General features: G+C 38.2%; 16 protein-coding genes, 1 pseudogene and 1 riboswitch. Of the genes and pseudogenes, 5 read left to right on the plus strand and 12 right to left on the minus strand.

Annotation, left to right across the window (positions count from 1 at the left end):
• Position 1: 1 nt before the first annotated feature.
• The gene (gene apaH, locus GWI58_RS03850) at positions 2-823 is read left to right on the plus strand and encodes a bis(5'-nucleosyl)-tetraphosphatase (symmetrical) ApaH (protein WP_004245544.1); all 822 of its coding nucleotides are present in this window, start codon (positions 2-4) and stop codon (positions 821-823) included.
• Between the two features lie 367 nt (positions 824-1,190).
• On the opposite strand, the gene folA is transcribed toward apaH, so the two are convergent.
• The 10 genes and pseudogenes from folA to nudF all read right to left on the minus strand — a co-directional run bounded on the left by folA (position 1,191) and on the right by nudF (position 14,651).
• The gene (folA, locus tag GWI58_RS03855) at positions 1,191-1,676 is read right to left on the minus strand and encodes a type 3 dihydrofolate reductase (RefSeq protein ID WP_004245545.1); all 486 of its coding nucleotides are present in this window, start codon (positions 1,674-1,676) and stop codon (positions 1,191-1,193) included.
• Between the two features lie 674 nt (positions 1,677-2,350).
• Complete coding sequence (locus tag GWI58_RS03860) at positions 2,351-3,544, minus strand: hypothetical protein (protein ID WP_161768911.1); 1,194 nt, start codon at positions 3,542-3,544, stop codon at positions 2,351-2,353.
• Positions 3,545-3,650: 106 nt separating this feature from the next.
• Positions 3,651-4,601 (minus strand): annotated as a pseudogene (locus GWI58_RS03865) (autotransporter outer membrane beta-barrel domain-containing protein); the annotation flags it as partial.
• Positions 4,602-4,772: 171 nt separating this feature from the next.
• Positions 4,773-6,194, minus strand: a complete 1,422-nt coding sequence (ftsP, locus tag GWI58_RS03870) for a cell division protein FtsP (RefSeq protein WP_017628569.1) — start codon at positions 6,192-6,194, stop codon at positions 4,773-4,775.
• Positions 6,195-6,548: 354 nt separating this feature from the next.
• Positions 6,549-7,298, minus strand: a complete 750-nt coding sequence (locus GWI58_RS03875; protein ID WP_004249478.1) for a 1-acylglycerol-3-phosphate O-acyltransferase — start codon at positions 7,296-7,298, stop codon at positions 6,549-6,551.
• Between the two features lie 64 nt (positions 7,299-7,362).
• Complete coding sequence (gene parC / locus GWI58_RS03880; RefSeq protein WP_094959271.1) at positions 7,363-10,320, minus strand: DNA topoisomerase IV subunit A; 2,958 nt, start codon at positions 10,318-10,320, stop codon at positions 7,363-7,365.
• A 33-nt stretch (positions 10,321-10,353) separates the two neighbouring features.
• Entirely contained in the window at positions 10,354-12,249 is a 1,896-nt protein-coding gene (parE, locus tag GWI58_RS03885) for a DNA topoisomerase IV subunit B (protein ID WP_004245554.1), read from the minus strand.
• Between the two features lie 107 nt (positions 12,250-12,356).
• Complete coding sequence (yqiA, locus tag GWI58_RS03890) at positions 12,357-12,947, minus strand: esterase YqiA (protein ID WP_004245556.1); 591 nt, start codon at positions 12,945-12,947, stop codon at positions 12,357-12,359.
• A gap of 3 nt (positions 12,948-12,950) precedes the next feature.
• Positions 12,951-13,790, minus strand: a complete 840-nt coding sequence (cpdA, locus tag GWI58_RS03895) for a 3',5'-cyclic-AMP phosphodiesterase (RefSeq protein ID WP_004250217.1) — start codon at positions 13,788-13,790, stop codon at positions 12,951-12,953.
• Between the two features lie 231 nt (positions 13,791-14,021).
• Positions 14,022-14,651 carry an ADP-ribose diphosphatase gene (gene nudF, locus GWI58_RS03900; protein WP_017827538.1) on the minus strand — a complete coding sequence of 210 codons (630 nt, stop codon included), beginning with the start codon at positions 14,649-14,651 and terminating at the stop codon, positions 14,022-14,024.
• A 213-nt stretch (positions 14,652-14,864) separates the two neighbouring features.
• On the opposite strand from nudF, the gene tolC reads away from it, so the two are divergent.
• The 3 genes from tolC to GWI58_RS03915 all read left to right on the plus strand — a co-directional run bounded on the left by tolC (position 14,865) and on the right by GWI58_RS03915 (position 18,490).
• The gene (tolC, locus tag GWI58_RS03905; RefSeq protein WP_004245559.1) at positions 14,865-16,262 is read left to right on the plus strand and encodes an outer membrane channel protein TolC; all 1,398 of its coding nucleotides are present in this window, start codon (positions 14,865-14,867) and stop codon (positions 16,260-16,262) included.
• Between the two features lie 328 nt (positions 16,263-16,590).
• A complete protein-coding gene (locus GWI58_RS03910) occupies positions 16,591-17,319 on the plus strand; it encodes a DUF1190 family protein (protein ID WP_004249472.1) in 729 nt (242 codons plus the stop codon).
• 7 nt (positions 17,320-17,326) lie between these two features.
• A complete protein-coding gene (locus GWI58_RS03915) occupies positions 17,327-18,490 on the plus strand; it encodes a glutathionylspermidine synthase family protein (RefSeq protein ID WP_020946201.1) in 1,164 nt (387 codons plus the stop codon).
• A gap of 139 nt (positions 18,491-18,629) precedes the next feature.
• On the opposite strand, the gene ygiD is transcribed toward GWI58_RS03915, so the two are convergent.
• Together ygiD and ribB are read right to left on the minus strand one after the other, a co-directional pair.
• On the minus strand, positions 18,630-19,415 hold the full coding sequence (gene ygiD, locus GWI58_RS03920) for a 4,5-DOPA dioxygenase extradiol (RefSeq protein WP_004249471.1): 786 nt from the start codon (positions 19,413-19,415) through the stop codon (positions 18,630-18,632).
• Between the two features lie 173 nt (positions 19,416-19,588).
• Entirely contained in the window at positions 19,589-20,242 is a 654-nt protein-coding gene (gene ribB / locus GWI58_RS03925; RefSeq protein ID WP_004245565.1) for a 3,4-dihydroxy-2-butanone-4-phosphate synthase, read from the minus strand.
• A 124-nt stretch (positions 20,243-20,366) separates the two neighbouring features.
• Positions 20,367-20,526, minus strand: a riboswitch (FMN riboswitch).
• A gap of 201 nt (positions 20,527-20,727) precedes the next feature.
• Between ribB and ubiK the strand changes: the two genes are divergently transcribed.
• A complete protein-coding gene (gene ubiK / locus GWI58_RS03930; RefSeq protein WP_004249470.1) occupies positions 20,728-21,042 on the plus strand; it encodes a ubiquinone biosynthesis accessory factor UbiK in 315 nt (104 codons plus the stop codon).
• Positions 21,043-21,062 lie beyond the last annotated feature (20 nt).

A 21,062-nucleotide genomic window follows, 5' to 3' on the forward strand; every position in this document is an offset into this window, starting at 1 on the left:
TATGGCTACTTATTTAATTGGCGATGTTCACGGCTGTTATCGTGAATTACGCCAACTTCTCAATCAAGTTAATTTCGACGCCAATCAAGATACACTTTGGTTAACGGGGGATCTGGTTGCTCGAGGACCTGATTCACTTGAAGTATTGCGTTTTGTCAAAAGCTTAGGCTCAGCGTTAAAACTCGTATTAGGGAATCACGATCTGCATCTACTGGGTGTATTTGCAAAGATTAGTCGTAATAAACCCAAAGATAAGCTTAATGAATTACTCAATGCACCAGATGCTGATGAATTAATTAATTGGTTACGACGTCAACCGCTATTACAAGTTGATGAAGAAAAGAAAATCGTTATGGCACACGCAGGTATTACCCCTCAGTGGGATTTAGCAACAGCTAAAAAATGTGCCCGAGAAGTAGAAGCCATATTAAGTAGCGATAGTTACCCCCTTTTCATTAATTCTATGTATGGTGATATGCCCAATAATTGGTCACCCGAATTAACTGGCTTACCGCGATTACGCTTTAGCACCAATGCTTTTACTCGTATGCGCTATTGTTTTCCTAACGGGCAGTTGGATATGATTTGTAAAGATAAGCCTGAAAATGCGCCTGCGCCATTAAAACCTTGGTTTGATTTACCTAATCAGCTACCAAATGATTACAGTATTATCTTTGGCCACTGGGCCTCTTTAGAGGGAAAAGGCACCCCTGAAAATATCTATGCGCTAGATACTGGGTGTTGCTGGGGCGGTGTTCTAACCTGTTTACGTTGGGAAGACAAACGTTATTTTATCCAACCTAGTCTCACACACTTACCATAATTTTGTAGCGTCAAGATAGCATCGGTATTGATTTATTTTACTATGCTATCTGGGCTATCTACTCTCTTCTGAGAGCCATCACAAAGATAACTTGATTTAAATCAATAGGTTATTTTTTCTCAAAACAAATTAAGTAGCTTTTTTATAACAACAAGCAGAATTCACCGCTATATTGCGCTATTTATTATAGATTATTCTTTATAAAGATATTTATTAAAAGATAAATAATGAATATTTAATTATAGGGTACTCTTTATAGCTAATTATATTTTAGTTATAGTAACTATTCATATTTAAATATGAATATATTAATAAATTAATAAAAATAAAAAGGAGATATTTAATCTCCTTTTTTATTTAAATTTTGTTATTTTCTTCTTTTTAATATTTCAAAACAGTAGTTATGCGAATTATTTTCATCTGCCTCATGGTATTCCATAAAAGTAGAATCCCACTCATCAGGCTCATAATCGGGGAAGGTTGTATCACCAATCACTTCAGCATCAATATGGGTAAGGTATAATTTATTCGCCATTGGTAGGAATTGCTCATAAACCTTACCGCCACCAATCACCATGATTTCATCATTATTTTCAGCAGCTTGAAGTGCTTCTTCAACGGATTTCACCCAAACAACATTGTCATCATTTCCAGGCTGACTGCTTAATACAATATTGAGTCGATTAGGTAAAGGACGCCCGATAGACTCATAAGTCACCCGGCCCATAATAACGGGTTTATTTAATGTATTTTTTTTAAACCATGCGAGATCACCCGGTAATGTCCAAGGCATCGCCTTTTCCATACCAATAATACGATCCGCCGCTAATGCTGCGATTAAACTAATATTCATTTACATACCTACGGGTAAAAATGGGAAAATTATTTATACTATACGGAAAGCGAAAACTTGAGTCGATACAATTTATGCTTCACCGATAATAAATAATTGCTTTATACAGGAAGTGTTAACTTAATCATGAAAGCTTTAAGCATTATAATAGTGCTATATGGCAGTTGCTATTATATTTGAAAATTCTTTAGGTGTTTTTACAATTACTTTACGCTCATTACAGGCGCGAGAACCTTACTTTTTTCTCATCGTAAAAAATGTAGCACCTTATCAATAACATGCGAAAAGAGGCACTGCCACTTCTCATTGACTGGCTTATAGCACTTTTAACATTAAAGTATCACCTTTCGTTAAGGCAATCATGCGATTGATAAAAATAGAGAGTATTAGTTGCAAATCTACGTTAAAAAGACTCTTATACCATTTTCTCTTTCATCAACACTCTCTTAAGCTCCCCTCTTTTTTATCGCTATATAACATCAATATGAGTCAGCTCGAGTACAGGTGAAAAATTGTGATACGCTTTTATTACTTAGGATTAATAGTCGTTTACTTGCCTTTGTTAGTTAAAGTTTGTCAATAAAAAATGGCTCAATAAAGAGCTAAGTGTTGTGCTGGTTGGTTTAAAGATTAAAGTAGTGTTAAAGAAACAAAGATCTCTTTAATAAAAAGAACTAAAATAGGTGTAAATAATTATTAATGAAATAGCTGTAACTGCTTATTAATGAATCAAAATTCCAATCCTTATCGTCCCTTAAGTAATCAATAATATCCTGTAAAATATCTTTATATTTATCTTTAAGATCACCACACTCATTGTCTATTTGTTCTAAAATATTCTCATAATTATTTCTAATAGTATTAGCAATGGTATATTTCATTTCATCACTATTTTCATTCTTAGTAAAAATATTTTGCATTCTTCTATTATGTTTAGTGATAAAACTCTCGTCTTCTATTGTCATTTCTTTAGCTTTAATAATATCTTTTTTTTCTAACACTCCTAATGTAAGCATATCATCTACAAACTTTTGAACGTCTTCATTATTTCTTAATTTATTAGTCAAAAAATTTAATATTGACTTTTTAAAAGCATCGTTAATATAGTTTACCGTATTATATTTCATTGCTTTATCAATAAAACATTTAGTTATATTGACAATAAACGCTTTATCCATCTCCACCGAATAAATATTATACATTATAGTGACTAAATTCATTATTGAATTAATTAATTCATTATTATCTTTTCTATTAATCACTTTACAAATACAACTTAGTGCCATATCAATATGTTTTTTATAGTTAAAATCACTATAATATACCATGTCATCACACTTTGGATGATGTTTATTCAATTGTTCAAACATTTCTTTTGGATAATGATTAATTACATTGAAAGCAATGTTCATTATAGTAATAAAGTCTCCTTTTGTTTTTGATTTTTCATAAAGATAATATTGTATTAATCTTTTAGCATCATCATGACAACCATTTTTTATTGCAATACTTAAATTTAAAAAAAATGTATCTAAATGTTTGTTCTTAAAGCTAACAAAATCTGAGTTAATTAGCTTACAATTTTTAAAATATATTTTCTCTCCATTTTTTATCAAAATAGATAATTTATTAATTTTAGCATGTTGGCTTTTGTCTAATAGAAAAACTACCCCAACATTAATATTGAAAATATTCTTTATAAAAAATGATATTTTAGATAGTAAAGTAATCTTTTCCCTTTCAATATAAAGACTTGAAAGCGTATTTAACACATCATTGATTTTATTTTTTATTTGGTATTTCTCTTTTATATTTTCATGGTATTTTTTTATTGAAGTAACGCTATCAAAATTATTTTTTATATGCATAAAAACTCCTTATCTTATAGTAAAACTATCTTTTATTTATCTACATATTCATACAAAAAAAAGCCCTTATTACTAAGGGCTATAAATATCAAAAAACAAATAAGGTTTAGAAATTAATTTTCAATATTGCATTAATACCACTCGAATTGATATCACTATTATATTGACCTTGATAAGAGATACCGAAAGTGGTTGATTTACTTAACTGCGCATCAACACCTAGACCAACACCAAATAAATTATCTAGTTTACCACCTCGTAGTGATGCCTCACCTGAATTGGATAACCATAGACGTGATTCAGGGCGATTATCACCAAACAGATGACTTGCTGATATATCACCTTTTAATGCCATATTAATATTGCCTGCCATAAATGGATATCCACCACGTAAACCAACCGTAGCAACTTGAATATCTTGTGCATCTGTTTTAGTGGTAAACTTCATATTACCCACATTTTCATTGATATTATCAGTGGATACTCTTAACCAACTAAATCCAGCATAAGGTTCAATTGAGTACTGGCTAGTATTCAATTGAGTATAAGCGCCTTCTAAAAAGAATTGACTAATTTTCGCATCGTAACTAGTTGAGTTATAACCTGCAGTTTGTCCTATCCAGAGTGTTCTTTTGGCATCTCTATCTTGGTTTGTATGTGTAAATCCATAATTTAATGAGGCAACATCATAAAGATTAGAGATCCCATAAGCACCAATATGAATATCATTACTATCTATCTTTCCATATTGATTGCCTTTATATTTGGTGGAGCCTGCACCGAAAAATAGACCCGCTTTAGTATTTTCAGTAACATCAATTTCAGCACCTAATAACCCAACATAGAAACCAACATCCATATCACTGTGGCCATAATCCGTCTTACCCCACTGACCCATGCCGCTGATCCAAATACGCGCATTACTATTACCCAGTTGTGCATGACGACCATCACCGATACCAATAGCCTGATCTTTCACTGTACGAGTTAAACCCAATACATTAACAATACTGGCATTATTGGCATTTAAATACATATCACTACCCAATGATTGATAAAAAAACATAATAGCTAAATTAATTAACAATTTATTTTATAATCTGATTTAGCTATTTAATTCTAGTATGAAAAATTTATTTTTCTTAATTTTATAGTAATAAAAAAAACAGTATCTTTATTTTAAAAATACTGTTTTTATTTTAATTTTTGACGTGATATTACTTAATTTTTATTCTGATGGCGTGATTTCCATTTGCCCCGCAATCCCTTTATCCGCATTTTCGAGTATTTGGCTATAATAAACAAAAGGGAAATGGGAATAAGAAGGCTGTTTTAGCTCAACTAATAATTCACTCTGTTTTTCGATCCACACTGTATCTTTCCAACCAAAATCAGCAGGCGCTGGTTTTTGTCCATCATGATTAATCACTTTAAAACGTGCACCTTCAATATGAAAAGGTTGTGGTGTTTCCACTGTCACTAACCAACGTTCCCAGCCATTTTGTTTACCGACAAGATCGATCCTTGATAACTCCCAACGAGCATTATTAATACCAGGAGGACTGTTTTGTAATTGGATCGTTCTCGGTTGAATTGAGGTGGTAATTTGTGTGTCATCCACCACCAACTGTTGTGGAACTTTATCGGTAACCAGTGACATCAGTCCAGTAGGCTTGATGGTTAGCACATTGGTATTGCGCAATAAGTTAGAAGGTTCAAAAATACCACGTAATCTGTCCATAAATCCGGCACTTTGCCCAGCAGTGATAGTCACTTCTTCGCCTTCTGATAGATCAATAAGAATTTCACGTCGCTCACCCGGTGCCATAGGAATAGATTTCAATTCTACCGGTGACGTTAACAAACCTTGATCAGAAGCTATCAGATAGAGTGAGCGACCATCATTCGCCGATAACTCATAACGTCGGGCATTCGAGGCATTAACTAAGCGTAAACGAATCCAACCTCGTGATACTTCAATATAGGGATCTTCACAGCCATTCACTAATAATGTGTCACCATAAAAGCCCTCTGTCGCGGCTTCTTTGTCGTATTGTGGAGTTCCAAAGTTATCAAGGCGTTTATCTTGAAGAATAATAGGAAAGTCATTTACCCCATAATGTTTAGGCAATGGTAACGATTTGCTCTCTTCGTCTTCAACAATCCACATGCCTACCAATCCGTTATAGACATGAGGCGCCATTTTAAAAGGCGTATTCGCATGATACCAGCAGGTGGTCGCTTTTTGACGAATAGGCAACACCGGTGACCAATAGGCTCCCGGAGACATCATCCTTGCAGCTCCACCTATTTGTGTTCCCGGAACTAATAAGCCACTTACGGTCATAGAAACGGGTTCATTAAGGCGATTGCTATAAATCAGTTTGACATCATCACCGCTTTTTACTTTGATTGTCGGACCCGGCATTGAGCCATTAATGCCCCAGACTTCTGTTTTTTGTGTGCCATCAAAGGCCCAATGCACTTTTTGTAACGTTACAAAAAGAGGCTGACCATTACGTGATTCAAGTAATGGGGGAATAGGTAGTTTTCTATCACTAACTGATCCTGCACGAACAGATGAAGATAATGAGCCCAGACATACCGCTAAGCCTGAAGCCTGTAAAAACTGGCGACGACTAAATGACATACTTTCTCCGCAACAAAATACCCATATTCCTATCCCACGAGTGAGGATCAACTGATAGGAAAAAAGCTGCTGTGATATTTAAAGACAAAAGACTTAAATCAAATTATGACAGCATAATAACGCGGATATGACATAAATCCTAAAAATAGTTGATAACTTAGTGCATTTTAATTTATTAAAGACAATATCCGTCCGAAAATCGGGATATATTCAAACTATCAATCAACCTATAAGGTTTATTGTTATCCATTATAAAGTATATAATTAAACCATTAAAATCATGATGTTATAAAAATGCCAAATCAAATCGATTTGGCATTAGGTATGATAAACAATTAAATAAATTACAGACTGTTAATTTAACTTACCTGCAAAATCGCGTTTATTCATTTCTTCCACTTCTTTATCAAGCTCTTCAATTTTAGCCTTCATGATCTGACGACAATCTTCAGCTAATTCTCTCACCTGATCTTTGTTATATTTTGATACATCAATCGGTGGCAACATTTCAACAATAACGTAGCCATTATTCCAGCGATTTAATTTTATCTTACCTTGTGTGGTAGAGACACAAACAGGCACAATAGGTACCCCCGCTTGCATCGCCGCGTGAAAAGCCCCTGTTTTAAAAGGTAATAAACCACGTCCTCGGCTACGAGTTCCTTCAGGAAACATCCATACAGAGATTTTTTTCGCTTTGATTTGCTCTGCAACCTGAGTGATGGTGCTATGGGCTTTAGAGCGATTACCTCTATCAATCAAAATATTGCCAGTGATCCAATAAAGCTGTCCAAAAAAAGGAATAAACACCAAGCTTTTTTTACCCACCGTCACGGTATTAGGTTGTACCGCATTCGACATTGTCACCATATCAAAGTTATTTTGATGGTTACCAATATAAATACTGGGTCCATAACTTTTAGCTTCTTTAGGAAAACGCTCAACTAATTTGATCCCAAAGATATGTGATAATTTGCCGAATAAACGTCCATAAGTCATTACGTGTTTCGGATTTCTGGGAGAAAACATGCAATAGATCATCCCAAAAGTCACCACAATAATGGTGTACAGAATGACAATAATGCCTCGAATAATGGCTAGCATAAGCTTTTAGCGTCCTAATAATAAGTGGGTCATATGACCCACTAATCTACATTGAAAGTTAAAATTAATGAGTTTCGATATCTATATGATCGATACTTTGTGCACCACGAGGGAGCGATGTTCCACGACGACCACGTTTGGCTTTAAATGTCTGTAATTCATTCATCGACATCGTGAGTTTACGTTTACCAAAATGCAATGTAACACTGGCATTTTCTGGTAATACCCGCAACCAAGCGACTTTATCTTCACCACTTGCAGCCTGTGAAGCAGGAATAGAAACCATTTGGTTACCTTTTCCTTTTACCATAGTTGGCAACTCAGAGGCTTCAAAAATCAGCATTCGCCCACCCTGAGTAATGATCATGATCAAATCACTCAATTCATCATTTAAGCGTTGAGGTGGTAATGGTAATGCATTTTCAGGTAATGTTAATAATGATTTACCAGCTCTATTTTTAGAGGTTAAGTCATCAATACTACAGATAAACCCATAACCAGCGTCGGATGCCATTAAGATCTTATCGCTACTTTCCCCCATCACTACATGACGTAATTGAGCCCCTTTTTGGACTTTTAATCGTCCAGTTAAATCATCACCTTTACTACGGCCTGATGGTAATGCGTCAACATCAACAGTATAACTTTGACCCGTGGTATCAATCAGATGTACCGCTTGATTGCTCATCCCTTCAACTGCATCAAAATAATCATCCCCTGTTTTAAAGCCCACTGATTTCGCATCAATGTTATGGCCTTTTTGGCAACGGATAAGCCCTTTTTCGGACATGATCACTGTAACCGCTTCAGGGTGAAGATGTTTTAATGGGATAGGCTCATCGCCAACATCACCACTAAAATAGCTAATCTCTTCTGCTTTTAATGTTTGTTGTTGACCATCAACAGTAAAAGTGAGGGCTTCATTTTTTGCTATTAACACGATTTGTTCGATAACATCACTTTGCTCTTTGCCTAATGCAACTAAGCGAGTGCCTCGACCTTTCTTATTCATCTCATTTAGATGTTCTGCAGATATCGCCAGAATACGTGTTTTATCGGTGATAATAACTAACCAATGTTGATTGTTTTTCTTTTCTGCATCGACTAAGAAAGGCGCTAGCAATTCTGTTTCATCTGAAACCGTTAACAACCCTTTACCGGTTTTATTTTTTGTCTCCATCTCTTCATAACTGAGTACGGAGCCATAACCCTCTTTCGTTGCCAGTAAATACTCCTGTTTAGCGGCTCCCGCTAACATATATTTTACGCTGGCGTCAGGTGGGAAGGTCAATTTACCGGTTAAAGGCTCACCTTGGCTACGACCTGATGGCATGTCATTGGGACTTAAACTATAGCTTCTACCCGTTGAATCAAGGAACAGTACTGGCTGGTTGCTCATACCCCGTACCGCACTATGATAACTGTCTCCGGCACGATAACTCATGGTACTAGGATCAATTTCGTGCCCTTTCGCACTACGCACCCATCCCATTTCAGAAAGCACAATAGTCACAGGCTCTGATGGCAACATATCTTGTTCATTAACCACTTTCGCCTCTTCTTGAGGTCGAATAGGAGAACGTCGTTCATCACCAAACTCTTTAGCGTCCGCCTCTATCTCTTTTTTCAATAACGTATTGAGACGGCGAGGAGAATTTAACAGTTTTTCAATACTGTCGCGCTCTTTTTCCAGTTCATCACTTTCAGCTTGCAGTTTTATCTCTTCAAGCTTAGCTAAGTGACGTAAACGTAACTCTAAAATCGCTTCTGCTTGAATATCTGATAATGCAAAACGACGCATTAATTCCGCTTTTGGCTCATCTTCATAACGGATGATCTCAATCACTTCATCAATATTGAGATAAGCGATTAATAAACCTTTTAGAATTTCTAAACGACGTAATACTTTTTCTAAGCGATGGTTTAAACGATTGGTTACGGTTTGACGGCGATAAACTAACCACTCATTTAAAATGGTTAATAGCCCTTTCACAGCAGGACGGTTATCTAACCCAATCATATTGAGGTTAACGCGATAACTTTTCTCTAAGTCTGTATTTACAAATAAGTAATACATGACTTGTTCTAAATCGACGCGATTACTACGGGGAACAATTACCAATCGAGTAGGATTTTCATGATCTGACTCATCACGTAAATCATCAACTAAAGGCAATTTTTTCGCTCGCATTAATGCAGCAATTTGTTCAAGTACCTTAGCACCAGAGACTTGATGAGGGAGAGCTGTTATCACCGCACAACCCTCTTCTTTTTGCCAAACAGCACGCATTCTAATAGAACCACGTCCTGTTTTATAAATCTTTTTGATATCCTCAGGAGCGGTGATCACTTCCGCTTCTGTTGGATAATCAGGTCCTTGTACATATTGCATAATATCAGATAACCCAGCATCAGGATTATCTAATAGCATGGTTAATGCTTGGCCGATTTCCCGCGCATTATGTGGCGGAATATCCGTTGCCATACCGACGGCAATCCCCGTTGTCCCATTTAATAAAATATTAGGTAAACGAGCAGGCAACATTTTTGGCTCTTGCAGGGTGCCATCAAAATTTGGGATCCAATCAACAGTACCATGTCCCAATTCGCTTAGCAGGATCTGTGAATATTTAGATAAGCGAGACTCGGTATAACGCATAGCTGCGAAAGATTTTGGATCATCCGGAGCCCCCCAGTTACCTTGCCCATCAATTAATGGATAACGATAAGAGAAGGGTTGCGCCATCAACACCATGGCTTCATAACAGGCGCTATCTCCGTGGGGATGATATTTACCTAATACATCCCCCACTGTTCGTGCTGATTTTTTAAATTTAGCACTGCTGTTTAAACCTAATTCAGACATCGCATAGACGATACGACGCTGTACTGGCTTTAACCCATCGCCAATAAAAGGCAATGCACGATCCATAATCACGTACATTGAATAATTGAGATAGGCATTTTCCGTAAATAAGTGGAGCGGTTGGCGCTCTACACCATCATGAGTCAGTTCACTCATTCAATATTTTCCTCAGACGCTTGGTGAGTTCCATTACACTTCGATGTCAACTTCGTCGCCTTTTTCTTGCAACCAGTTACGGCGATCTTCAGAACGTTTTTTGGCAAGTAACATATCCATCATGCCCAACGTTTCTTGATAATTTTCATCATCAATCACCAATTGCACTAAGCGACGTGTATTAGGATCAAGCGTTGTCTCACGTAATTGCAGTGGATTCATCTCACCTAAGCCTTTAAAGCGTTGCACATTTGGCTTACCTTTTTTACGGCTAAGGCGTTGCAAAATAGCGTTCTTTTCTGCTTCATCAAGGGCATAACTCACTTCTTTACCTAAGTCGATACGATAAAGAGGTGGCATAGCCATATAGACATGACCTTGCTTTACTAATGCCGGGAAATGACGAACAAATAAAGCACAAAGCAAAGTGGCGATATGTAAACCATCGGAGTCCGCATCCGCAAGGATACAAATTTTTCCGTAACGTAATTGGCTTAAATCATCACTATCAGGATCCATCCCGATCGCCACAGAAATATCATGCACTTCTTGTGACGCTAATACTTCATCAGAAGAGACTTCCCAAGTATTAAGAATTTTACCACGTAGAGGCATAATCGCTTGATATTCACGATCGCGAGCTTGTTTAGCAGAGCCCCCCGCAGAGTCCCCTTCAACTAAGAAGAGTTCGGTATAACGTAAATCTTGCGAAGTACAATCTGCTAATTTACCCGGCAATGCAGGCCCCGAAGTCAGTTTTTTTCTCACCACTTTTTTAGCCGCACGCATACGTCGTTGCGCACTGCTAATAGCCATTTCTGCGAGTAATTCACCGACTTGAACGTTTTGGTTTAACCATAAACTAAATGCATTTTTTACTGCACTAGCAACAAAGGCACTGGTTTGACGTGACGATAGACGCTCTTTGGTTTGTCCTGCAAATTGAGGATCTTGCATTTTTACTGATAACACATAAGCACAACGCTCCCATGTATCATCTGCGGTTAATTTAATGCCTCTTGGCAATAAATTATGGAATTCACAAAATTCGCGCATGGCATCTAATACACCTTGGCGCAAACCATTAACGTGTGTACCACCTTGTACGGTTGGAATGAGGTTCACATAACTTTCTGTGAGTAAATCGCCTCCTTCCGGCAACCAAAGCATTGACCATTCAACGGCTTCGTTATCACCTTCAAATTTCCCTGTAAATGGCTCTTCAGGCAGGCGAACAAATTCAGCGACAGCTTCACTTAAATAGTCTGTTAAACCATCAGCGTAACACCACGTTTCTTGGGTATTATTGACTTTATCGGTAAAAGAGACATTAACGCCTGGGCACAACACCGCTTTGGCTTTTAATACATGAGATAAGCTTTTTGATGAGAAACGAGGAATATCAAAGTAAGTGCTATCCGGCCAGAAATGAACACTGGTTCCTGTATCTCGTTTAGCACACGTACCTATTTGATGTAGCTCTTCAACTTTATCACCGTTCTCAAAAGCAATTTGATATATTTTGCCTTCTCGGCGCACGGTGACTTCAATACGCTTTGATAACGCATTAACCACTGAGATCCCGACACCATGCAAGCCACCAGAGTATTGGTAGTTTTTATTGGAGAATTTTCCTCCGGCATGAAGATGGGCAAGGATCAGCTCAATAGCAGAGACTTTCAGTTCTGGATGGATATCAACCGGCATTCCTCGCCCATTGTCGATAACCTCAATAGATTGGTCTGCATATAAGATAACTTCGACCTTGGTTGCATGCCCCGCAAGCGCCTCGTCCACGCTATTATCTATCACTTCCTGTGCCAAATGGTTCGGTCTAGTGGTATCGGTATACATACCAGGACGCCGACGTACAGGCTCTAGACCATTAAGAACCTCAATATCCTTTGCATTATAACTTGATTGAGTCATTGTTTTAATCTGCGGTTCACTGTTTGAGAATACTGTTTATAATAACAGGTGTTAGCGGTAATATGATATTCATTTTTGAATTGAGACATCAACCCCAGTATTGCAGGTTAATGAGTCGAAAACGATGTTATTTTCAAAAACTGAACAATTTCCGGGAAAAAACGTTCAAAATTAACAAAAGCATGGTTTCCTCCCTGCTCTACTGTTTGCTTACAAGCGCCAAGATATGAAACCGCTTGACGATAATCAAGTATTTCATCTCCAGTTTGTTGAAGCAACCAAATAAGATCGGGGGAAGTTATCGTAGGAATACGTAAGGCAAGTAACTCATCCATATGGTGAGGTGCTAATCTATACTTTTGATGAGTATAAGGATTTTCATTATCGCCTAAAAAATCCTGTAGCAAATCAAACGGGCGAACCGCAGGATTCACCACCACTGCAGGTAAATGAAAACGTTGTGATAACCAAATAGCAAGATAGCCCCCCAGCGACGAGCCAATTAATCCTAACTTATCATTGGCATTATCTTTTACTAATTTTTCAATTAATTGAGCGGCTTGCTGAGGATAAGGGGGTAATTGGGGTACAAGTAGCTCAATATCAGGATGAGTGACTGATAACCATTGTTTAAACCCTTGCGCCTTGGCTGATTGAGGCGAGCTATTAAAACCATGTAAATAGAGGATACGAGACATGACTTAATAGCCATCCGCGTCAAGATCTGGACAAAAATCTTTACCCGCTAGACGATGTACTTGAGTATCAATATTCCTCTTACCCTGTGCAGATAATGATAACTCCAAATAGCGCCAACCTGGCGAAACGGTATCTAAAGAAAAATTAGTACAATGCGGGCGAAACTGAATACAGGTAGAGGGTGTTGCTAATAAGCGAATACCATTCCACATTTCATCCATTTCTTGATGAATATGACCACATAGCATCATTTTTATTTGAGGGTGATCTTTAACACGCTCAGCTAACTGGTGAGAGTTTCTTAAACTATGTTGATCTAACCAAGTACAGCCAGAAGGCATCGGATGATGATGCAATAAGATCACAGTATCTCTTTCTTTGTGGCTTTCTAGACAGCGTGTTAGCCAATCTAACTGACAGTCAGATAACTCGCCATGGGGAACACCTTGAATTTGGCTATCTAATAATAACAATTGCCAATGTTCACCAATTAACACTTGTTTTGCCGACAGAATGCCTGCCTGATTTAAAGCATCAATCATTGCTGGTTGATAATCATGATTACCGGGTAACCACACACAAGGTGAAGGTAATCTTGCAATCCCATCAGCAAAATGCTGATAAGCAGCAAAGGATTGATCTTGAACTAAATCCCCAGTAGCAACAATCAAATCAATCGATAACCCTTGCTGTTTAATCGCGTCCAATACCGCATGATAGCTACGATAGGTATTAATTCCCAACAAGGTATCATCCACATTAGCAAAAAGGTGGGTATCTGTGATTTGTAATATTCTAACGGTGTGTTGTTGATCCACCGACAATTCAAGCTGGCTTTCCAAAAGGTTTCCTTGTTTCTCTCTTACTAGCCGTTATTTTAACGTAATTTTGTATTAAAGATCTGCCACCCAATACACATTTCAAAAGATTATTGAGAAATATTCTCGCTACCAGTCACATTTTTTATCTCTTATGTTTAAGCTTAATCGATTGTATATTCATATACTTTAAAGATAATTACGTCATTTATCATATCTTTTCATAGTGACGAATAAAGTTTCTTTTGGCAATTATCACAACCAATCTTTTCTTAAGGTGACATGATGAAGCTGTAACCACTGAAGTGCGATGACGGAAGCGGCATTATCAATTATCCCTTCTTCAACCCATTGATAAGCCTGCTCTCGGCTGACGACATGAACACGAATATCTTCATTTTCACAAGCTAGCCCATGTATGCCTGTTGCTGTTGTGGCATCCACTTCCCCTACATAGACATACATCCGCTCACTGGTTCCTCCGGGGCTTGAAAGGTAACTTACAATGGGCTTACAACGACCTATTGTGATCCCCGCTTCTTCTGTGGCTTCCCGTCTTACCACCTCTTCAGGGCTTTCTCCTTCTTCTACCATGCCGGCAATCACTTCTAATAACCAAGGTGTTTGACTTGTTTCATAAGCTGGAATACGAATTTGTTCGATTAATACAACTTCGTCTCGTTTAGGATCATAAGCCAATAAAACACCCGCATGACCACGTTCGAACACTTCTCGCTTAACTTCTGCACTCCATCCTCCCTTAAATAAACGGTGTTTGAAACGATACTCGTTCATACGGAAAAAGCCTTTATAGCGTGTTTTTTTACTTATCAGCTCAACATCATTACGTGTATATAAAAATGGTGTATTTTCCTTTTTGTTCATACAATATTCCTCTGGTTATACTTAAGTCTTTTTTTATTGCATACGTTTAATACAGATTTAAAGATATTTGCCCGCAAATCCTGTAAAGTTAACCTAAAATAAAAGGATATGGCACAAATGGCTACCCCTACTTAGGGAAACAATCTGCTAGAATTGTTTCTATACAAGATTAACAGAGGCAACTCAGCGAAACTGTTGCAACAAGGAATTAAAATGAAAAAACTGCTCTCTCTTTTAGTCACGATGAGTTTGGCAGGATTCAGCACTGCAAGTCAGGCTGAGGATCTGCTACAAGTTTATCAAAAAGCAAAGGACAGTAACCCAGAATTACGTAAGTCATTAGCTGAACGCAATCAAGCTTTTGAGAAAATCAATGAGGCACGTAGCCCATTATTACCACAATTAGGATTAGGCGCTTCTATTGATTATAAAAGTGGCTATCGTGATGCTAAAAATACCGAGTCTAACTCTCTTGGTGCGAATTTAACGCTGACTCAGACTATTTTTGATATGTCTTTATGGCGTCAATTGACCATGCAAGAAAAAACGGCGGGTATGAGTGATGTTACCTATCAAACAAGCCAACAACAGCTTATTTTAGATACCGCAACAGCTTATTTTAATGTTCTGCGTGCCATTGACTCCTTATCATTTATTGAAGCACAAAAAGAGCAGGTGTATCGCCAATTAGATCAAACTACACAGCGTTTTAATGTAGGACTTGTTGCGATTACTGACGTACAAAATGCGCGTGCAAACTACGACAGCGTGTTGGCACAAGAAGTGGCTGGACGTAATGAACTGGATAACGCATTAGAAAAACTGCGCCAAGTCAGCGGTGTGTATTATATTAATCTGGCTTCACTTAATATCGCACGTTTTTCCACCACTCCACCAGACGCCATTGATAAACTGTTAAAAGACGCAGAAGAGCGTAACTTAAGTTTACTCAGTGCTCGTTTAGGTCAAGATTTAGCACGTGAAAATATTCGTTTAGCGCAATCAGGCCATTTGCCAACCGTAAATTTAAATGCTTCAACGGGTGTCTCAAACAGTCATAATCATGGTAGTGCTTTACCACCAGAAACACCTGCTAACAGCCGTAATAGCTATAATGGTCAAAGCAGCATCGGACTCTCTTTAAGCATTCCATTATATACAGGTGGCAGAACGAGCTCACAAGTAGAACAAGCTCAATATGGCTTTACCAGTGCCAGTGAGCAGTTAGAATCGGTATACCGTTCTATCGTACAAATTGCACGTTCTTCTTATAACAATATTTCAGCCTCCATCAGTAGCATTAAGGCCTATCAACAAGTGGTTGTGTCAGCGCAAAGCTCTTTAGATGCAACTGAAGCTGGCTATCAAGTGGGTACTCGTACTATTGTTGATGTCTTAAATGCAACCACAACGCTTTATGATGCTAAACAAAAATTATCAAGTGCTCGTTACGACTATTTGATTAACCAATTAAATATCCAATATGCACGTGGTACCTTAAACGAAAATGACTTAATTCAGTTAAATAATGCGTTGGGTGAAGAGATTTCTACTTCCCCAGACAACATTATTCGTCCATTAACAAGTCCCGTACTGAATACGACAAATTAATCGTTAATAGACACCGTTAACCATCAAAACCGCTTACAGTGATATACGGGTAAGCGGTTTTTTTATACACTAGCGAGAAAAAACATTTTTGGTTATAAATAGATTAAAAATAAATTCACCTAATGCCCATTACTTAAATTTATAAATAACCTAATCATTATTTGTTTAATAAATAGAGGATTTAGCTGATTTCATTGCCATTATCCCTATGAAGATCACAAATTTCTGCTAATCGCTGATGATTAGGTGTTTCTTATTTATTTTCTAACCTATTTAACCTATCCTAGCTTTTATTTTGAACGTTTTACTTTTTATGGATCTTACCAATATGACAATGAAACGTACCAAATCGATTAATCGCGATGCTTTTCGTAAAGCATTTCGCCCTTATCGTCTGGCGCCTGTTGCCATCGCCATCACCGCGGTATTCGCCCTTTCAGGGTGTGAAGAGAGTGATGAGACGGTTTCACTGTATATGAATGCACAAGAATGTGCGCAAGCGAATCCATCACAAGCAGCACAATGTGAAGATTCTTACCGCACGGCATTACAAGAAGCGCAACGTACTGCACCTAAATACGCAACAATGGAAGATTGTGTTGCTGAATTTGGTGATGCGCAATGTACACAAACTGCCTCAATTGATGGTAACCCCGTTAACACCGAAAACGCCAATAACCTCAACCCTGATAGTTCACAAATGGCACAAGCTAACTCTGGTGGTAGCTTCTTTATGCCATTGATGGCAGGTTATATGATGGGGCGTTTAATGGGGGGTGGCGCACCAGCACAGCCTTTATTTAGCTCGCGTAATCCAAGCAGCCCAGCTAATGGTAAGTTTGTTGATGCAACGGGTCGTAACTATGGTCCTGCTGTCGGTGGTCGTCAAATGAACGTCCCTAAAACAGCTATGACTCCAAAACCATCTACAACATCAACCATTACGCGTGGTGGCTTTGGTAATACCGTTTCACGACAAGCGGCAGCTCAACGTGCAAGCGCGACAAATAACAACCGTAGCTCAACAGGCTCCTCTTCATATCGTGCAGGTGGTTAATTAAACCATGAAACGCGAACAAATTATTGAACGTCCTGATTGGCGCGAAAAAGCCACTGAATATGGTTTTAACTTCCATACCATGTATGGCGAGCCTTACTGGTGTGAAGATGCTTATTATCAATTCTCAATGGAAGAAGTGGAAACATTAGAAGAAACCACGGAAGAGCTTCATCAGATGTGTTTACAAGTCGCTGATAAAGTGGCTAATAGTGAAGAGCTATTGACTCGTTTTCAAATTCCTCGCCATTGCTGGGATTTTGTCCGTGAGTCATGGAAAACCTCGCAACCATCGCTTTATTCACGTCTTGATTTAGCTTATGACGGTAAGGGGCCGGCAAAATTACTCGAAAATAATGCCGACACACCAACTTCATTGTATGAGTCTGCTTTTTTCCAGTGGATCTGGCTTGAAGATCAAATCAATGCGGGTCGTTTGCCACAAAATGCCGATCAATTTAATAGTATCCAAGAAAAATTGATCGACAGATTCGCTCAATTGCGTGATCAATATGGTATGCGTTATCTGCATATGTCATGTTGCCAAGATACGCAAGAAGATCGCGGTACAGTACAATATTTACAAGATTGTGCAGAAGAAGCCGAAGTCGCTACCGATTTTGTTTTTATTGAAGATATTGGTTTAGGTGAACGGGGTGAGCTGACCGATCTACAAGACCAGATCATCAGCAATATGTTTAAACTCTATCCTTGGGAGTTTATGTTCCGTGAAGATTTCTCGACCAAACTTGCTGATGCAGGGATCCGTTGGTTAGAGCCAGCTTGGAAAAGTATTATTTCCAACAAAGCATTACTGCCAATGCTGTGGGAAATGTTCCCTAATCATCCTAATTTATTACCGGCTTATTTTTATGACGGTAAAGCGCCAGATTCATTATCACGCTATGTCATCAAACCGCTCTTTTCACGAGAAGGGGCGAATATTCGTATCGTTGAAAATGGTAAAGATATCGCTGTTGCTGATGGCCCTTACGGTGAAGAAGGCTTTATTGTTCAGGACTTCCATCCACTGCCAAAATTTGGTGATAGCTATACATTAATTGGTAGCTGGCTAGTTAACGACCAATCTGCAGGTATTTGTATTCGAGAAGATAAAGAGCTTATCACGCAAGATCTGTCTCGTTTCTATCCACATATTATTTTAGATTAATAACGCAATTGCTGTGATAGCAAAACTTATTGTCTAGCATTGCCCCCCTCCCCGCCCTGAGCTAAAGGGCGGGGATTTATGGCACACCTAAAAAATAAATTTAGCCTTAACATTCTATCAATTAGTTTTATTGAATATTTTACCCAATTTGAAAGGTCATCATGCTAAGTGATTTATTAATAATATCATTATTTAATAAAGTTACTTTTTCATCCGGCTGTTTTAAACCGAGTAGATATAATGCAGGTAAAAAATGTTCTGCTGTTGGGTGTGCGAGTTGCCCTTCTTGCGTTGATAAAATGGTAAAAAGCGCTTCAGGCACTTTATCACTTTGTAAACAGCGCTCTACTGTTTCACTAAAAGATAATGCCCAAGAGTAAGGCTCTGCTTGGTCATTTTGCCAATCCATCATTCTTAAATTATGAACGATATTACCACTGCCAATCACTAATACACCTTCTCTACGTAGCTCAACCAGTTTTTTTCCAAACTCATAGTGCCACTGTGGCGATTGGTTAGCATCAATACTTAACTGAACAACAGGAATATTAGCATTAGGGTACATCTTCTCTAATATTCCCCAACTACCGTGATCGAATCCCCATTGCTCCATATCCAGTTTTAATTTCATCGGATCAATCAGATCTTCAATTAATGCAACGAGACCAATGGAGCCTTTTGCAGGATATTCTATTTGGTATAACTCTGGTGGAAATCCATAAAAATCATGGATAGTTTTAGGATGAGTCATCGCTGTAATATAAGTCCCTTGCGTATACCAATGCGCTGAGATGACTAATATTGCTTTAGGCTTAGGCAGTGTCTCTCCTAACGTCGTCCAGAGGCGAGTATATTTATTATCTTCCAATACATTCATTGGACTGCCATGTCCAACAAATAGCGCAGGCATCAATTTTCTGTCCATAATCACCTCTTATCATCTTGCTATCTATGGCATTTAGCATACTGCCTTCTTACTTGAAATATAGTCAAAGAAGTGTGAAATAGTTATTCAAAAAATATGAAAAAGCCACTTAGGAAAACTTAAGTGGCTTGAATAAGTGTGTGTGTTTTCAGTGTCGTTTTAACTTGTTAATTTCAGCCCGCTTTCTTCTCCTCGCGAAGACGATAAGCCACTAAATCTTCAATCGTTAACACTGGCATATCATGCTGTTTAGCAAAAGTGACAACTTCTGGCGCTCTGGCCATGGTGCCATCGTCATTGGTTAATTCACATAACACGGCAACAGGTTTAAAACCCGCTAACGTTGCTAAATCAATAGAAGCTTCAGTATGTCCACCACGTGTTAATACACCACCAGGTTGCGCTCGTAATGGGAATACGTGACCTGGACGATTTAAATCACTTGGTTTTGCATTATCAGCAGCAGCTGCACGTACTGTCGTTAAACGGTCTGCTGCTGAAACTCCCGTAGTCACCCCTTGGGCCGCTTCAATAGTTACCGTAAATGCGGTATGAAAATGACTGGTGTTATTTTCTACCATCATAGGTAAATCGAGTTGTTGACGGCGCTCTTCGGTAATACAGACACACACAATACCACTGCCATGACGAATAGACATCGCCATTTGTTCTGTGGTCATGGTTTCTGCGACAAATACCATATCGCCTTCATTTTCACGGTTCTCATCATCAAGCACCATCACACCTTTACCGGCACGAAGGGCTTCAAGCGCACGCTCAACACGCTCTAATGGAGAGCCAAATTCGGAAAGTAGCGTCTGATTCATGGTAAAAAAACCTCAATAATTAATGAAAGTTACCAGAACCAGGGCAGTCTTAGGAGTGGATCTCTGCTGTATAAATAGACAAGCAGAAACAACAGGAATGGATACAAGGATCCCACTGATGCTATTTTATTCTCTCCCATCCAGACTTTAACTGTCGGCTCCAGAATTACACTGGATCTGCTGACCTTTGCATCACATTGGTAATACAAAGCGCTCGCGGGCTTTACCTGATTATTCAGGTATCTACCGCCGGTGGGGACTTTCACCCCGCCCTGAGATAAACAGAGAAACTATACGCTTTAAAATAATAAGAGGCAATCCCAATCCACAATAACCCCTGTCAAATCACACTAATCTGTTATTGATAGGCAAATAATTTAACGATTTATCATAAAAATATAACAATAATATCGATATCAGGTTTTATTCCCACAGCCCTCATATTACACTTAGCATAGCTTTCTATTTTATTGTGAGGACTATCCATGCTGGACCCAAAAAAAATTGAACAAGTCGCTCGCCAAATCCAAAATGTACTACCACAAGGTATCAAAGATTTAGGTGATGATATTGATAAGAAAATCCGTGCAATACTTCAATCTCAATTAAACAAATTAGATTTGGTTAATCGCGAAGAATTTGATGTGCAAACACAAGTGCTGTTACGTACTCGCGAAAAATTGGCTCGTTTAGAGCAACGTTTAAATGAGTTGGAAGCAGGACAACAAGCGCCAGCGGAAGTTGCACAGATTGAAGAAGTTGATGTTATTGTTGAAACTGGGAATGACAGTAAAGCTTAGTTGATAGTGTAATAACACCC

Source organism: Proteus sp. G2674, from assembly GCF_009915195.1.
Taxonomy (GTDB): domain Bacteria; phylum Pseudomonadota; class Gammaproteobacteria; order Enterobacterales; family Enterobacteriaceae; genus Proteus; species Proteus mirabilis.

What these genes read in the sequence shown, in the direction of transcription:
- apaH (WP_004245544.1), top strand. Translation starts at nt 2, where the DNA reads ATGGCTACTTATTTAATTGGCGATGTTCACGGCTGTTATCGTGAATTA.
- folA (WP_004245545.1), bottom strand. Translation starts at nt 1,676, where the DNA reads ATGAATATTAGTTTAATCGCAGCATTAGCGGCGGATCGTATTATTGGT.
- GWI58_RS03860 (WP_161768911.1), bottom strand. Translation starts at nt 3,544, where the DNA reads ATGCATATAAAAAATAATTTTGATAGCGTTACTTCAATAAAAAAATAC.
- ftsP (WP_017628569.1), bottom strand. Translation starts at nt 6,194, where the DNA reads ATGTCATTTAGTCGTCGCCAGTTTTTACAGGCTTCAGGCTTAGCGGTA.
- GWI58_RS03875 (WP_004249478.1), bottom strand. Translation starts at nt 7,298, where the DNA reads ATGCTAGCCATTATTCGAGGCATTATTGTCATTCTGTACACCATTATT.
- parC (WP_094959271.1), bottom strand. Translation starts at nt 10,320, where the DNA reads ATGAGTGAACTGACTCATGATGGTGTAGAGCGCCAACCGCTCCACTTA.
- parE (WP_004245554.1), bottom strand. Translation starts at nt 12,249, where the DNA reads ATGACTCAATCAAGTTATAATGCAAAGGATATTGAGGTTCTTAATGGT.
- yqiA (WP_004245556.1), bottom strand. Translation starts at nt 12,947, where the DNA reads ATGTCTCGTATCCTCTATTTACATGGTTTTAATAGCTCGCCTCAATCA.
- nudF (WP_017827538.1), bottom strand. Translation starts at nt 14,651, where the DNA reads ATGAACAAAAAGGAAAATACACCATTTTTATATACACGTAATGATGTT.
- tolC (WP_004245559.1), top strand. Translation starts at nt 14,865, where the DNA reads ATGAAAAAACTGCTCTCTCTTTTAGTCACGATGAGTTTGGCAGGATTC.
- GWI58_RS03910 (WP_004249472.1), top strand. Translation starts at nt 16,591, where the DNA reads ATGACAATGAAACGTACCAAATCGATTAATCGCGATGCTTTTCGTAAA.
- GWI58_RS03915 (WP_020946201.1), top strand. Translation starts at nt 17,327, where the DNA reads ATGAAACGCGAACAAATTATTGAACGTCCTGATTGGCGCGAAAAAGCC.
- ygiD (WP_004249471.1), bottom strand. Translation starts at nt 19,415, where the DNA reads ATGGACAGAAAATTGATGCCTGCGCTATTTGTTGGACATGGCAGTCCA.
- ribB (WP_004245565.1), bottom strand. Translation starts at nt 20,242, where the DNA reads ATGAATCAGACGCTACTTTCCGAATTTGGCTCTCCATTAGAGCGTGTT.
- ubiK (WP_004249470.1), top strand. Translation starts at nt 20,728, where the DNA reads ATGCTGGACCCAAAAAAAATTGAACAAGTCGCTCGCCAAATCCAAAAT.